Here is a 13,667-nt window from a genome sequence, read left to right on the forward strand (position 1 = left end):
ATGTACGCCTGGATCTGGCGCAAGCTGCCCTTCGGTCTGCCCGGGAAGCTGACCGGGTCCGTCGTGATCGCCGGTGCGATCGTGGCGGTGCTCTGGTTCTTCGTGTTCCCCTGGGCGACGCCGCTGCTGCCCTTCGACGACGTGCAGGTGGGAACCGGCACCCAGCAGGACCAAGGACCGGCCCAGCAGAACCCGAACGCGGTGCATCCGAGCGAGGAGTCCGCGCCGGACGAGATCCCGTACAGCACCGAGTCGAACGCCCCGCACCCGTCGTCGATCCCGGGCGGGTGATCTCGTGCGTATCCTGGTGATCGACAACTACGACTCGTTCGTCTTCAACATCGTCCAGTACCTCGGCCAGCTCGGCGCCGAGTGCGAGGTGCGGCGGAACGACGAGATTTCGGTCGCCGACGTCGCCGGGTTCGGGGCCGCGGGTGTGCTGCTGTCGCCGGGCCCGGGCACGCCGGAACGGGCCGGGATCATGATGGACGTGATCCGGGAGTACGCCGGAAAGCTGCCGCTGTTCGGCGTCTGCCTGGGACACCAGGCGATCGGGGCGGCCTTCGGCGGCACTGTCGAGCGGGCGCCCGAGCTGCTGCACGGCAAGACGTCCGAGGTGCACCACAAGGGCACCGGGGTGCTGGCCGGCCTGCCCGACCCGTTCACCGCGACCCGCTACCACTCGCTCGCCGTGCTCCCCGAGACGCTGCCGGACGAGCTCGAGGTCACCGGACAGACCGAAAACGGCATCGTGATGGCCATGCGCCACCGCGAACTGCCGGTCGAGGGCGTCCAGTTCCACCCCGAGTCGGTCCTGACCGAGGGCGGTCACACCATGCTCGCCAACTGGCTCGCCGTGTGCGGCCTGCCTTCCGCCCTCGACCGCGCCCCGGCTCTGGCCGCCGAGGTCGAGTCCCGCCGCCGCGCCGCCTTCGCCTCAGCCTGAGCAGCGGCAGAAGCAAAGCGCAAACGAAGGCGGCGCGACCCGAAGGCCGCGCCGCGTGAAGCACAAGAGCTAGAAGATCCCGCCACCCGGATCGGTGATACCGCCACCGTTGCCCGGGTCGGGGTTCGTCGGCGACTCGGTGCCCGTCGGATCGGGATCCGGGTCGGGCTGCGCCACCACGTTGATCGTCACTGAGCTGCCCCGCTTCGCCTTCGACTTGCCCTTCGGGGTCTGACTGGCCACCGTGCCCGGCTCGCCCCCGGTCGGGACCTCCTTGACGGTGACGTTGAAGCCCTCGAGCAGCGCCTTGGCGGTGTCCTCGCTGCGGCCGGTCACATCCGGCACCTCGACCAGGTTGCCCCGCGAGACCTGCACCTCGATGGTGGTGCCCGGGTCGACCTGGTCGCCCGACTTCTCCACCTTGATGACCTGGCCCTCTTCGCGGGTGTCGTCGACCTCGCGAATCTTCGGGTCGAGCTTGAGCTTCTTCAGCGCGTCGACGGCCACGTCCTCGGTGCTGCCGACCAGGTTGGTCGGGACCTGCACCTTGTCGGGCGCCTTGCACAGCGTGTAGGTGACCGGCTTGTCCACCGCGATCTGGGTGTTCTGCTCCGGCGTCTGCTTCGCCACGGTCGGCGTGTCGGGGCACTTGTCGGTGGTTTCCGGCTCGGTCGCCGAGAAGCTGGTGAACTTGGCGTCGGTGAGCTTCTTGGTCGCCTCGTCCTCGGTCAGGCCGGTCAGTTTCGGCATGGCCACCACGGCCGTGGCCGGGGTCTCGGGCTTCTTGTCGCCGCGGGACAACGCCAGGCCGACACCGAGCGCCACCACGGCGAGCACACCGAGGGCGGCCAGCACCGCCATCACCCAGGTCGACGACTTGCGCGGCGGCGGGCCCGGAGGCGGCACGGCGCCGGGCACCGGCCGGTGGACCTGGGTGGCGCCGGCCGGCGTACGCGCCGGTCCCGTCATTGCCATCGTCTCGGCCTCGGACATCACCGGGGTGGCCAGGACGGGACGGCCGGAGACGGCCCGGAGGGCGTCGGCGCGCATCTCCTGCGCGCTCTGGTAGCGGTTGATCGGGTTCTTCGCGAGCGCCTTGAGCACGATCGCGTCGATCTCCGGCGGCACCTCACGGTTGATCGAGCTCGGCGCCCGCGGGTCTTCGCGTACGTGCTGGTAGGCCACGCTGACCGGGCTGTCGCCGACGAACGGCGGATGACCGACCACCAGCTCGAAGAGCACACAGCCGGCGGCGTACACGTCGGAGCGCGCGTCCACCGACTCGCCCCGAGCCTGCTCGGGCGACAGGTATTGGGCCGTGCCGATCACCGCGCTGGTCTGCGTCATGGTGGTGGCGCCGCTGGCCAGGGCCCGGGCGATACCGAAGTCCATCACCTTGACCTGGCCGTTCGGGGTGACCATCACGTTGCCGGGCTTGATGTCCCGGTGGATGATCCCGTGCCGGTGGCTGAACTCCAGCGCGGCACAGATGTCGGCGATCATTTCCAGGGCGCGGCGCGGCTGGATCCGCTGCTCCTGGGCGAGCACCTCTTTCAGCGTGCTTCCGTTCACGTACTCCATGACGATGAACGGCAGTTTCTCGCCGGTGGAGGAGATCTCTTCGCCGGTGTCGTAGACGGCCACGATGGCGGGGTGGTTCAGCGCGGCGGAGTTCTGCGCCTCACGGCGGAACCGCTCTTGGAACGTCGCGTCGCGGGCCAGGTCGGTACGCAACATCTTGATGGCCACGTCGCGGCCGAGCCGGAGGTCACGTCCCTTGTGCACCTCGGCCATGCCGCCGTAGCCCAGCAGTTCGCCGACCTGATACCTGCCACCGAGCAGGCGGGCCTGCGCCGTCATAGCGTTCGTCGTCCTTCGCTCGCGCTCGTCGGCGCCCGCGGATCGGACGCCTGCTCTCTAAGACGGTACGACGTCGCCGGCGTTCCCTCGCCGGCCACGCCCGTGCGGACGACCGCGGCATTTCCCCCGGAATCGCCCAGGGCAGTCGTGTCACCCTGTTTCAGCAGGAAAGAGATAACACCTGCGCACAACAACACCAGCAGTGCGAGCACCACGGCCAACACGATCAGAACCTGTCGGCCGCCGGAACCCTCCGCCTTCTGCGCCATCGGTTGCTGATGGGGCTGCATCGGCGGTGCCGACGGGTGACGATACGGCTGTTGCGCCGGGGGCACGGAAGCGGCCCCCCGCGCCTGGGCGCCGGAGACCGGTCGGGGCACCGGCGGGTAGGGCGGACGTGCAGGTCCGCCCATTGGCGGGTGCATGGCGGGCGCCGACGGGCCGCCCGAGTGTGGCCGGTTGACCATCGGGCTGCCGGACTGCGGGCGGTTCATCGCCGGGCCGGCCGACCCGTTCACGGCCGGTTGGTGGGTGGCGGTGGTCAGCGACGAGGCGGACTGCCGGGCGACGCCGGCCATCGCGGCCGCGGTGGGCCAGCGGGCCGACGGGTCCTTCGCCATCGCGCGCTCGACGATCGCCCGCACCTCGGGCGGGATGTCCGACGGCAGCGGCCGGGCACTGTCCCGTACGTGCTTCATAGCGATCTCGATCGGGGTCGACCCGTCGAAGGGGCGATGACCCGAGAGGCATTGGTACGCGACCACGCCGAGCGCGTACACATCGGAGGCGGCCGTGGCCACCGCACCGGACGCCTGCTCGGGCGAGATGTAGGAGGCGGTGCCGAGCACCGACCCGGCCACGGTCAACTGGCCGACCATGGCCGACCGGGCGATGCCGAAGTCGGTCAGCACGAGCGTGCCGTTCGGGCGTACCAGAAGATTGCCGGGCTTGACGTCGCGGTGGACGATCCCGTTGGCGTGGGCGGCCTGCAGCGCGTCGGCGGCCTGGGCCACCAGCGCCATCGTGCGGGCCGGGGTCAGCCGTCCCACCCGGCTCAGCGTGCGGGACAGCGCGTCGCCCTCGACGTACTCCATGACCAGGAACGCGAGCTGCTGATCGCTGCCGTAGTCGTAGACGTCGACCACGCCGGGGTGGTTGATCGTGGCCATCGTGCGGGCCTCGCCGCGGAACCGCTCGGCGAACCCGGGCTCGTCCAGCAGGGCGGGCAGCAGGATCTTGACGGCGACCGTACGGCCCAGCACCTCGTCGGTGCCGCGCCAGACGTCGCCCATCCCGCCGCCGGCGATGCGCTCGTCCAGGCGATAGCGGCCGCCGAGGGTGACTCCAGGGCTGATCATCTCAGTCCCCTCCCCGTCCGGCCGCGGCCCGCATCATGAGCGCGGCGATCCGGGCCGCCTCGGCGCTGGCACCGCCGCCGGGCACGTTCTCCAGCATGACGCACGACGCCGAGATCGCCTCACCCTTCTCGTTGTAGGCGAACCCGATGAACCAGCCGTGGTTGCCGGCGCCCTCGGCGTTCTGGGCGGTGCCGGTCTTGCCGCCGACCTGGAAGCCCTTGATCCGGGCCTTCTTGGCGGTGCCGTTCTCGACGACGCTGACCATCATCTCGCGCAGGTCCTTGGCCACATCGCCGTTGATCGGCGTACGCAGAACCTGGGGGCTGGCCGTGTAGAGCGGGCGGCGCTCCGAGCTGAGCTGCTGCTGCACCAGGTAGGGCTTCATCTGCTTGCCGTCGTTGGCGACCGTGGCGGCGATCAGCGCGCCCTCCAGCACGGTCATCCGCACGTCGCGCTGCCCGATCGAGGACTGCGCCAGCGCGGCCTGGTCGGTGCTGCCGTCCGCGTTGGCCATGTCGCCGGTCTCGCTGGACGCGACGGCCAGGCCGCTGCCGTCCAGGTTGCCCACGGTCAGGTCTTTCTGGCCGAACCCGAACGCCTGCGCGGTCTTCTTCACGCGGTCGGCGCCGAGCTCGACGCCCAGCCGGGCGAAGCCGGTGTTGCAGCTGTCGGTGAGGGCTTCCTTCAGGGTGACCCGGGCGCCGGCGCAGGTCTCGTCGGCAGCGTTGCGGATGTCGGCGCCGCTGCCCGGTGGCCGGTAGACCTCGCCGGCCTGGATCTCGCTCTCCTGGGTCTTGCCGGCCTGGAGCGCGGCCGCCGAGATGATCACCTTCATCGCGGAGCCGGGCGGCTTGTTGTCGGCGATGGCCCGGTTGAGCAGCGGCTTCTGCTTGTCGCCGTTCAGCTCCTTGAAGGTCGCCGTGAACGTCTTCGCCTCGTGGCTGGCCAGCGGGTTCGGGTCGTAGCTGGGCATCGACACCATGGCCTGGACGGCGCCGGTCCGCGGGTCGATCGCGATGGCCGCGCCCCGCTTGACGTCCTTCTTGTTCTCGGTGAGTTCCTTGTAGGCGGTCTCCTGGGCCCGGGTGTTCAGGGTCAGCACGATGTTGCCGCCGCCGGTGTTGTCGCCGGTGAACATGTCACCGATCCGGTCGGCGATCAGCTTGTCGCTGGTCCCGGCGAGGAACTCGTTCTCGCTGCGCTCGATGCCGGTCTCCGCGTTGTCCACCGGCTTGTAGCCGATGACCGGCGCGTAGATCTCCTTCTTCGGGTAGATCCGCTGGAACTTGAGCACGCCGTCGGTGGCCTTGTTGGAGGCTAGGGGCTGACCGTCGGCCTCGATGATGCCGCGGGGCCGTTCGTACTCGGCCACGGTGACCCGGCGGTTGTAGTCGTTGGTGCGGTACTCGTCGGCCTTGTAGCCCTGCACCCAGTTGAGGTTGGCGAAGAGCAGCCCGAACAGCACCAGGACGACCACACCGGCCTTGCGCAGTGGTGCGTTCACGGCTTGATCACCTCCGTCATGGCGCCGTGCAGCTGAGCCGGCGGCGCCTTCGGCCCGCCCGGCCGTTCCTGGGGGCCACCCGTCGCCGGCCTGCGCCCCGCGTCCGAGATCCGGAGCAGCATGGCGACGAGAAGCCAGTTCGCCATGAGTGAGGAGCCTCCGGAGGACAGGAACGGGGTGGTCTGACCGGTCAACGGGATCAACCCGGTGATGCCACCCACGATGACGAAGACCTGCAAGCCCAAGGTGAACGCCAGGCCACCGGCGACCAGCTTGCCGAAGGAGTCGCGGACCGCGATGGCGGCGCGCAGGCCACGCTCGACGATCAGCAGATAGGTCACCAGCAGCGCGGACAGGCCGAACAGCCCGATCTCCTCGCCCATGCCGGCGAAGATGAAGTCGTTACGAACCTCGGGGATGTATCCGGGCGAACCGGCGCCCGGTCCGGTGCCGAACAGCCCGCCCGTCCCCAGGCCGAGCAGGCCCTGGACCAGCTGATAACTCCCGCCGACCCGTTCGTACTGCTCGGTGTTGAACGGGTCGAGCCAGACCTGCGCGCGGTCGTAGAAGTTGGCGAACGGGCCGCCCACCGACGCGCCGAGCAGGTAGGCCACGTAGACGCCGCCGAAGAACATCAGCAGACCGATGATCAGCCAGCTGGCCCGTTCGGTGGCGACGTAGAGCGTCACGATGAACAGGCCGAAGTACATCAGCGCCGTGCCCAGGTCTTTCTCGAAGACCAGGACCAGGAGGCTGAGCAGCCAGACGGTGACGACCGGGCCGAGGTCGCGGCCGCGCGGGAAGTCGATGCCGAGGAACCGCTTGCTGGCCAGCGACAGCACCTCGCGCTTGCGGACCAGGTAGTACGCGAAGAACGAGACCAGCGCCAGCTTGGCGAACTCACCCGGCTGGAGGGAGAACCCGCCGATCCGGATCCACAGCTTGGCCCCGTTGATCTCGGAGATGCTGCCCGGCAGGACGGCCGGGATCATCACCAGGACGATGCCGACCAGGCCCAGCGTGTAGGCATATTTCGATACCTGTTTGTGATCTCGGATCACCAGGAGCAGCACCGCGGCCAGGATCAGCGAGGCCAGCGTCCAGGCGAGCTGACGACCGCCGAACCCGCTGAACAGTCCCGGCTCGGGCAGCTTCCGATCGAGCGCCCGGGCGATGTCGAGCCGCCGCAGGAACCCCACGCCGAGCCCGTTGATCAGCGCGACCGTCGGCAGCAGCACCGGGTCGGCGTACGGCGCGGTGAACCTGATCACCACGTGCAGGCTCAGGAACAGGATGCTCAGCAGCGCGGCCGGAACCCAGAACGTCGGGGTGAGCTTGTCGTACTGGTTCGCCTCCACCGTGGCCCCGTACACCGCGACCAGGATCATCGCGAAGGCGAGGAGACCCAGCTCGGCGTTCCGGTGGGTCTTCAACCCCGGGATACGCGGCATCTCACCCGTCGTCGCGGGTGTGGGAGCCGGTACTGCGGGCGCGGTCAAGAAGCAGTCCCCAGACGTGGTGAGCGGAAGCTCAGTCCACCGGGCGGCAACCGACCGGTGGGATGACCGGCGGCGCAGCGTCGGAGGGCGAAGCGTCCGGCGTGGTGACGGGCGCGGAGGCCGGCGCCGAGGTGGCGTTCACCCGGCCCGGTGCGGAGGTTTCTCCGGCCGCGGAGGGCGCGACAGGTGGGGTCGAAGGCGTGACCGACGGCGCGGAGGCCGACGCGCTCGGGCCGCCGGCCGGCGCACAGACCGGCTTCAGGTTCGGGTTGGACGGCTCGTTGGCGGTCAGCTCGGCCAGCCGGCGCTCGGCGTCCGGGCGGTTGTCCGCCTGGATGCCCTCCTTGACCCGGTCCTGCGCGGTCGTGGTCAGGTCGTCCAGCCGCGCGTTGCTGGTCTGGTTGACGCTCGACAGGTCGAGCCCCGCCACCTCACCCGGCACGCCGCGGAAGATCGCCAGCTGTCCGGAATCGGTCGCGCCCACGTAGTACTGATCTTGCGTGTAGCGCCAGCCCAGGAACAGGCCGCCGCCGAGCATCGCGAGAAGCAGAAGCAGAAGCAGACCGGTACGGACGGGATGCCGCTTGGGCTCCGGCTCCGGCGCCTCGTACGCCCCGGCGTCCGGTTGGGCCGGGCGCGGTGGTTGCTGCAGAGCGGCCGCCCGGGCGGCAGCGGTGGACGCGTCGGCCACCGTCGAGTTGCCGCGGTCACGGGCGGCGGCGCCACCCACGATCGGCGCCTGCTCCATGATGTCGGCGTCGGTCGCGTCGGCGATCACCACGGTGATGTTGTCGGGCCCGCCGCCGCGCAGCGCCAGCTGCACGAGACGCTCGACACAGGCCTGCGGGTCGTGGATGTCCCGCATGCTGTCGCCGATGGTCTCGGCGCTCACCACGCCGGACAGGCCGTCGCTGCAGATCAGGTAGCGGTCGCCCTTGAGGACCTGGCGTACCGAGTATTCGGGGTCGATGTCCCGCCCGTCCAAGGCCCGGGTCAGCAGCGACCGCTGCGGGTGGCTGCTCGCCTCCTCGGGGCTGATCCGGCCCTCGTCGACCAGCATCTGGACATACGTGTCGTCCTTGGTGATCTGGGCGAACTCACCCTGCCGGAGCATGTAGGCGCGGCTGTCGCCGATGTGCACCATGCCCAGCTTGCTGCCGGTGAACAGCACGGCGGTCAGCGTCGTACCCATGCCCTCGAGGCTCGGGTTGGCGTCGACCGTGTCACGGAGCGTCTGGTTGGCGTTGCCGACGGCGTGACGCAGGGCGTCCACCAGGGCATCGCCGGGGACATCCTCGTCCAGCGGGGCCATCGCGGCTATCACGATGTTGCTGGCGACGTCGCCGGCGGCCATCCCGCCCATGCCGTCGGCGACAGCAAGCAGCCGCGGTCCGGCGTAGACGGAATCTTGGTTTCCGTCTCGGATCAGACCGCGGTCGCTTTGAGCGGCATAGCGCAGGGTCAGAGTCATGGCCGTAACTCGAGTGATGTGCGGCCGATCCGGATCGGCACGCCGAGGGGGACGGGGGTAGGTCCGGAGACCTTACCGCGATCAAGATAGGTGCCGTTCGTCGAGCCGAGATCCTCGACGAACCACTGCCCATCGCGGGGCACCAGGCGAGCATGGCGGGCCGAGGCGAAGTCGTCGGTGATGACGAGGGTGGAATCCTCGGCACGCCCGATCGTGATCTGCGCCTCCCCGAGAGTGATCCGGGTCCCGGCCAGCTGACCGGCGGTCACCACGAGTTGCCGAGCCGCCTTACCGCGCTTGGCCTTCGCCGGCGGCGGCCCGCCGAGCACCGCGCCACCCACCCCGCGTGGGCTGGCGACGATGCTCTTGGACCGCGAACTGCCGAAGAGGTCCCGGCGGATGACCCCGACCACGGTGAACACAAAGATCCACAGCAGGATGAGGAAGCCGAACCGGGCAACGGTGAGGACGAATTCGGGCAAGGTGACTAGCCGTCCACTCGGAACGTGAGGGTGGTCGTGCCCAACTGGATCATGTCGCCCGGGTTGAGCGCCACCGCGGACACGCGCTGACCGTTGACCATGGTCCCGTTGGTCGAGCCCAGGTCGGTCAGCACAACCTGACTGCCGTCGTAGTCGAGCCGGGCGTGCCGGCGCGAGATACCCACGTCAGGCAGGCGCAGGTTCGCCTGGTCACCACGGCCGATCACGGTCGAGCCCATCTGAAGCGGATAGGTACGCCCGTCGCCGGACACCAGGCCCACGTTGCGCCCGTTGTGCCCGCCGCCACCGCCGTGCTGCTGATAGCCACCACCCTGCTGGTCGTAGGGCGAGTACTGCGGCCCAGCGTCGTACGCCGGTTGCTGCACCGGGGCGACCTCGCCACCGGTGTAGACCTCGGCCGTGACCCGGAACATGCCCGTGTCCAGCCCGTCCCCACGCTCGATCTCGACTATCACGTCGCCATACACGGTCCAGGCCTGCTCACCGATGAACTCGGCCTGAGACTGCGCGAGTTCCTGAGCCAACGCAGCGGCGTACGGCGCCAACCGACTGTGATCGTAAGGTGACAGATCAATCACATAACGGTTCGGCACCAGCGTACGGCCGCCGGCGAGGATCGCCTTGTGCGCCTCTGCCTCCCGCTGCATGGCGTTAAGAATCTCCACCGGGTGCACGACACCCTTGAACACCTTCGCGAAGGCCCCCTCGACCAGGCCTTCCAACCGCTTCTCGAAGCGCTGCAGCACGCTCACCGGCTCCTCCTCGGGTTCCGAGGACATGATGGTATCCGGCCGCCGCTTCCGCGTCCCTGTGAAGAGCGACCGGCACTTCTGACCCTCGTATAACGCCCCCGGACGCCGTGCTAACCTTCTCGGCGTCGCAAGGGCTTGTATGCTCTCGCGGTAACTGGGACAGCGTAATCTGTCGCAGCTAGCAACGCGTCACGGGGATGTGGCGGAATGGCAGACGCGCACGGTTCAGGTCCGTGTGTCCGAAAGGACGTGGGGGTTCAACTCCCCCCATCCCCACGAGTGAGGTGAGGGGCTTGTGCGAGCAAAAAGCGCTCGCACAAGCCCCTCACTCGTATGCCAGCTCCGGGGGCCGAGCCCCCGGAAACCCCGCGGTGTAGGCGCGAGCTAGTCGATCACCTCGCGCGTACGGGTGAATGAAGCTGGTGGCCCTGCGGGCCGGAGCGGCCGAGCACTCCTGAGAGCCGAAAGGGCTGAGGGGCTATGCTCGCGGCTGGTTTCGGACGGGCTGGAGGGGTTTCTGTGGGTGTTGCGCTGGTTACCGGTTCCGGGGGCCTGATCGGCTCCGAGGCGGTGCGGCACTTCGCTGGGCTGGGGCTGGATGTCGTCGGGATCGACAACGACATGCGCCAGGAGTTCTTCGGCTCGGAGGCGTCCACCGCCTGGAACGTCGAGCGCCTCCAGCAGGACCTCGGTAGTAAGTACAGCCACCACGGCATCGACATCCGCGACCGCGACGGCCTGGCCGCCATCTTCAAGAAGTACGGCCAAGACCTCTCCGTGGTGATCCACACCGCGGCGCAGCCCTCGCACGACTGGGCGGTGCGTGACCCGTTCACCGACTTCGACGTGAACGCCACCGGCACGCTCAACGTCCTGCAGAACGTTCGCGAGCACGCCATCGAGGCGCCGGTGATCCACTGCTCGACCAACAAGGTCTACGGCGACACGCCGAACCGGCTGCCGCTGGTCGAGCAGGAGACTCGGTGGGAGCTCGACCCGGCCCACCCCTGGGCGGCCGAGGGCATCACCGAGGAGATGTCCATCGACCACACGCTTCACTCGGTCTTCGGCGCCTCCAAGGTCGCCGCCGACGTGATGGTGCAGGAATACGGTCGCTACTTCGGCATGAAGACCGCGGTCTTCCGCGGCGGCACGCTGACCGGCCCGGCGCACTCCGCCACTGAACTGCACGGCTTCCTGGGCTACGTGATGCGGGCCAACATGGAACGCCGGAAGTACACGATCTTCGGGTACAAGGGCAAGCAGGTCCGCGACGCCATCCACAGCCACGACGTGCTCAGCGCGTTCGAGGCGTTCTTCCGCAACCCCCGCTCGGGCGCCGTCTACAACCTGGGCGGCGGCCGGCACTCGAACATCTCCAACCTCGAGGCGTTCGCACTGGCCGAGAAGATCAGCGGCACCGAGATGATCACCGAGTACGCCGACCAGAACCGGGTCGGCGACCACATCTGGTGGATCGGCTCGATGGCCCGGTTCCAGGCCGACTACCCGGAGTGGAAGCAGGTCTACGACGTGCCGATGATCCTCCAGGAGATCTACCAGGCCAACGTCGGCAAGTGGGTGCCCCAGGGATGATCGACAAGGGCAAGGGAAACGTGCTGGGGGTCCTGGTCGACATGGTCGACTACGAGGCCGCCACCGCGAAGATCCTGGAGGCCGCGCGGGATCGCCGGCCGTACGCGGTGACCGCTCTGGCCGTGCACGGCGTGATGACCGGCGTGCAGGACCCGGCCCACAATGCCCGGCTCAACTCGTTCGACCTGGTGACGCCGGACGGCCAGCCGGTCCGCGGCGCGCTCAACCTGCTTCATCACGCCGGTCTCGCCGACCGCGTCTACGGCCCCGAGCTGACCCTGCGGGTGTTGCGCCAGGCCGCGGCCGAAGGGCTGCCGGTCTACCTGTACGGCTCCACGCAGCCGACGCTGGACCGGTTGATCCCGGCGCTGGAGGGCATGTTCCCGGCCCTGAAGATCGCCGGGGTCGAGGCCTCCAAGTTCCGCACGTCGCACCCCGGCGAGCCGGCCGAGATCGCCGAGCGCATCAAGGCCTCCGGGGCCCGGATCGTGCTGGTCGGCCTGGGCTGTCCGCGCCAGGAGGTCTTCACGTACGCGATGCGCCCGCTGCTCGACATGCCGTTGCTGGCCGTCGGCGCCGCCTTCGACTATCACGCCGGTCTGCTGAAGAACCCGCCGCCGTGGATGCAGAAGTACGCCCTGGAGTGGCTGTGGCGGCTCGGCCTCGAGCCGAAGCGGCTGTGGAAGCGCTACGTCCTGCTCAACCCGAACTTCGTCGCCCGGCTCAGCGCACAGCGGTCGGGCGCCTGGAAGGCCACGCCACCGCCGGCGACGGACGCGCCCGTCGAGTCGTTCGCGGTCTAGGACAGTGCCGGGACCCCCGTGCCGGCGGGTCCCGGCCGACCTCCCCAGGTCGAGTCCGTGAGTCGACACTAGGACGCACATCACCGCCACGCCAGGGTGATTGTCCACTTCGCCCGGACGAATGATGGCTCTGCGTAAATCTTTCCGGACCATCCGTGACGGCCGCACCCCTTAGGGGTCACCGTCCGGTGATCTCCCGGTTTCGCGGGTTGCGCGGTGGGTGAAGTCTGTCGATGTGGACACCGTCGCGGACATCACCCTGATCGCCGGCCTCGCCGTGCTCTGGCTCACCGCCGGCCTGATCGCCGACGGGCTGCCCGGTTCGGCCACGGCCGCGATCCTGCGCCGCCGCGCGGTCCTGCTCGCGGCGGTGGCCGGGGCGGGCACAGCGATGCTGGTGGCGGTTCCGCTCATCAACCTGGGCCGGCCGGGCCCGGAGACCGCGGGTACGGCCGCCGTGCTGGTCTGCGTACCCGTCGCTGTCGTGCTGACGATCAGCCTGCGCCGCCTCACCCAGGTCCGGCACGGTGCGGCCGCGCTGAGCACCGCACCGCAGGCGCCGGTCCCACCCGGTCTGATCGCCGCCGCCGCGCACCCGCTGGTCGTGGTGCCGATGCAGGTGGCCGGGCTGGCCGCGATCGCCGGGCTGCCGATCGCCGCGGGCGTGATCGACGTCCCCACGGCGCTGCTGGTCGCGGTCGTCTGCGGCGCCGCCGGCCTGGTCGCGGTGGCCATCGCGATCCGGCACGGCCTGCGGCACAGCCGCTTGAGCGTCGGCGCCATCGCCCCGATCAAGCGCCTGCCCAAGCGGTGGGCCCAGTAGCTACTTGTTGCGAGCTTCCTGCACGTAGAGCAGCTCGAGGATGGACCGGGCGGCCTCGAACCAGCGGTCCAGCCACTCCGACGGCGGCAGGCTGCCACGGGCCGGCAGTTCGAGCAGCAGACCCCGCAGCAGCGGGTGGTCGGCCATCGAGCTCGAGGTGATCTGCGGCGCGTCCGACCAGTTCCCCGGCGAGAACACCGGCTCGGTCAGGCCCTGCATGTCGAGGGACGGCAGCTTGGGGGCCCGGTCCAGCGCGCTGGAGGGCTCCAGTCCCTGGCTGCTCAGCCCGGGCGAGCGAGTCGGCAACGGGTTGCTGTCACGACGGGTGACCAGCTCACCGTCGGTGTCGGCGGTCTCGCGGCGGCTCTGCCGGTACGCGCTGACGCCGCCACTGAACCGGTCCTGCGCGGTCGCGGAACCGTTGCTGAGGTTCTCGTTCATCGTCTCGCCTCGCTGATGTGATCAAACCGCGGTCCGGCCCGCGCTTAGGTCGTTCAACGAGGTTGGCCCGTTCGGGCGACGGCAAATGGGACATTTGGACATACCCTCAAA

Annotated in this window: 13 protein-coding genes and 1 tRNA gene; 6 read left to right on the forward strand and 8 right to left on the reverse strand. The window is 69.4% G+C overall.

The genetic code is table 11. From position 1 onward, the window contains the following. Together AB0M54_RS27075 and AB0M54_RS27080 are read left to right on the forward strand one after the other, a co-directional pair. Entirely contained in the window at nucleotides 1–291 is a 291-nt protein-coding gene (locus AB0M54_RS27075; RefSeq protein WP_364312099.1) for a hypothetical protein, read from the forward strand. A 4-nt stretch (nucleotides 292–295) separates the two neighbouring features. Beyond that, the gene (locus AB0M54_RS27080) at nucleotides 296–946 is read left to right on the forward strand and encodes an aminodeoxychorismate/anthranilate synthase component II (RefSeq protein ID WP_364312102.1); all 651 of its coding nucleotides are present in this window, start codon (nucleotides 296–298) and stop codon (nucleotides 944–946) included. A 69-nt stretch (nucleotides 947–1,015) separates the two neighbouring features. Here AB0M54_RS27080 and pknB read toward each other — a convergent pair whose 3' ends face one another. The 7 genes from pknB to AB0M54_RS27115 form a co-directional block, all read right to left on the reverse strand. Continuing rightward, the gene (gene pknB, locus AB0M54_RS27085; protein WP_364474371.1) at nucleotides 1,016–2,806 is read right to left on the reverse strand and encodes a Stk1 family PASTA domain-containing Ser/Thr kinase; all 1,791 of its coding nucleotides are present in this window, start codon (nucleotides 2,804–2,806) and stop codon (nucleotides 1,016–1,018) included. Beyond that, nucleotides 2,803–4,164, reverse strand: a complete 1,362-nt coding sequence (locus AB0M54_RS27090) for a protein kinase (RefSeq protein WP_364312106.1) — start codon at nucleotides 4,162–4,164, stop codon at nucleotides 2,803–2,805. Before AB0M54_RS27090 ends, pknB begins: the two co-directional genes overlap by 4 nt. Nucleotide 4,165: 1 nt before the next feature. After that, nucleotides 4,166–5,668 (reverse strand): penicillin-binding transpeptidase domain-containing protein, encoded by a 1,503-nt coding sequence (locus tag AB0M54_RS27095; protein ID WP_364474373.1) that lies wholly within the window; start codon nucleotides 5,666–5,668, stop codon nucleotides 4,166–4,168. Further along, complete coding sequence (locus AB0M54_RS27100) at nucleotides 5,665–7,119, reverse strand: FtsW/RodA/SpoVE family cell cycle protein (protein ID WP_364474375.1); 1,455 nt, start codon at nucleotides 7,117–7,119, stop codon at nucleotides 5,665–5,667. Before AB0M54_RS27100 ends, AB0M54_RS27095 begins: the two co-directional genes overlap by 4 nt. A gap of 79 nt (nucleotides 7,120–7,198) precedes the next feature. After that, nucleotides 7,199–8,638, reverse strand: coding sequence for a protein phosphatase 2C domain-containing protein (locus AB0M54_RS27105; protein ID WP_364312112.1), 1,440 nt, complete (start codon nucleotides 8,636–8,638; stop codon nucleotides 7,199–7,201). Then, nucleotides 8,635–9,120, reverse strand: a complete 486-nt coding sequence (locus AB0M54_RS27110; protein WP_364312114.1) for an FHA domain-containing protein — start codon at nucleotides 9,118–9,120, stop codon at nucleotides 8,635–8,637. The genes AB0M54_RS27105 and AB0M54_RS27110 overlap by 4 nt, the downstream gene beginning before the upstream one ends. A gap of 5 nt (nucleotides 9,121–9,125) precedes the next feature. Next, entirely contained in the window at nucleotides 9,126–9,920 is a 795-nt protein-coding gene (locus AB0M54_RS27115; protein ID WP_364312116.1) for a DUF3662 and FHA domain-containing protein, read from the reverse strand. Nucleotides 9,921–10,086: 166 nt separating this feature from the next. Here AB0M54_RS27115 and AB0M54_RS27120 point away from each other — a divergent pair. From AB0M54_RS27120 to AB0M54_RS27135, 4 genes are all read left to right on the forward strand, one after another. After that, a tRNA-Leu gene (locus tag AB0M54_RS27120) sits at nucleotides 10,087–10,169 on the forward strand. Between the two features lie 243 nt (nucleotides 10,170–10,412). Continuing rightward, nucleotides 10,413–11,489 (forward strand): NAD-dependent epimerase/dehydratase family protein, encoded by a 1,077-nt coding sequence (locus AB0M54_RS27125; RefSeq protein WP_364312119.1) that lies wholly within the window; start codon nucleotides 10,413–10,415, stop codon nucleotides 11,487–11,489. Continuing rightward, nucleotides 11,486–12,292 carry a WecB/TagA/CpsF family glycosyltransferase gene (locus AB0M54_RS27130; protein WP_364474377.1) on the forward strand — a complete coding sequence of 269 codons (807 nt, stop codon included), beginning with the start codon at nucleotides 11,486–11,488 and terminating at the stop codon, nucleotides 12,290–12,292. Before AB0M54_RS27125 ends, AB0M54_RS27130 begins: the two co-directional genes overlap by 4 nt. A gap of 220 nt (nucleotides 12,293–12,512) precedes the next feature. After that, entirely contained in the window at nucleotides 12,513–13,115 is a 603-nt protein-coding gene (locus AB0M54_RS27135) for a hypothetical protein (protein ID WP_364312124.1), read from the forward strand. Here AB0M54_RS27135 and AB0M54_RS27140 read toward each other — a convergent pair whose 3' ends face one another. Then, entirely contained in the window at nucleotides 13,116–13,556 is a 441-nt protein-coding gene (locus AB0M54_RS27140) for a hypothetical protein (RefSeq protein WP_364312127.1), read from the reverse strand. Nucleotides 13,557–13,667 lie beyond the last annotated feature (111 nt).

The sequence above is a fragment of the Actinoplanes sp. NPDC051470 genome (assembly GCF_040682035.1).
Lineage (GTDB): Bacteria > Actinomycetota > Actinomycetes > Mycobacteriales > Micromonosporaceae > Actinoplanes.

Excerpts from the sequence above, each read along its gene's own strand:
- AB0M54_RS27100 (WP_364474375.1), bottom strand. The coding sequence starts at position 7,119 with ATGCCGCGTATCCCGGGGTTGAAGACCCACCGGAACGCCGAGCTGGGT.
- AB0M54_RS27090 (WP_364312106.1), bottom strand. The coding sequence starts at position 4,164 with ATGATCAGCCCTGGAGTCACCCTCGGCGGCCGCTATCGCCTGGACGAG.
- AB0M54_RS27115 (WP_364312116.1), bottom strand. The coding sequence starts at position 9,920 with ATGTCCTCGGAACCCGAGGAGGAGCCGGTGAGCGTGCTGCAGCGCTTC.
- AB0M54_RS27140 (WP_364312127.1), bottom strand. The coding sequence starts at position 13,556 with ATGAACGAGAACCTCAGCAACGGTTCCGCGACCGCGCAGGACCGGTTC.
- pknB (WP_364474371.1), bottom strand. The coding sequence starts at position 2,806 with ATGACGGCGCAGGCCCGCCTGCTCGGTGGCAGGTATCAGGTCGGCGAA.
- AB0M54_RS27075 (WP_364312099.1), top strand. The coding sequence starts at position 1 with ATGTACGCCTGGATCTGGCGCAAGCTGCCCTTCGGTCTGCCCGGGAAG.
- AB0M54_RS27130 (WP_364474377.1), top strand. The coding sequence starts at position 11,486 with ATGATCGACAAGGGCAAGGGAAACGTGCTGGGGGTCCTGGTCGACATG.
- AB0M54_RS27105 (WP_364312112.1), bottom strand. The coding sequence starts at position 8,638 with ATGACTCTGACCCTGCGCTATGCCGCTCAAAGCGACCGCGGTCTGATC.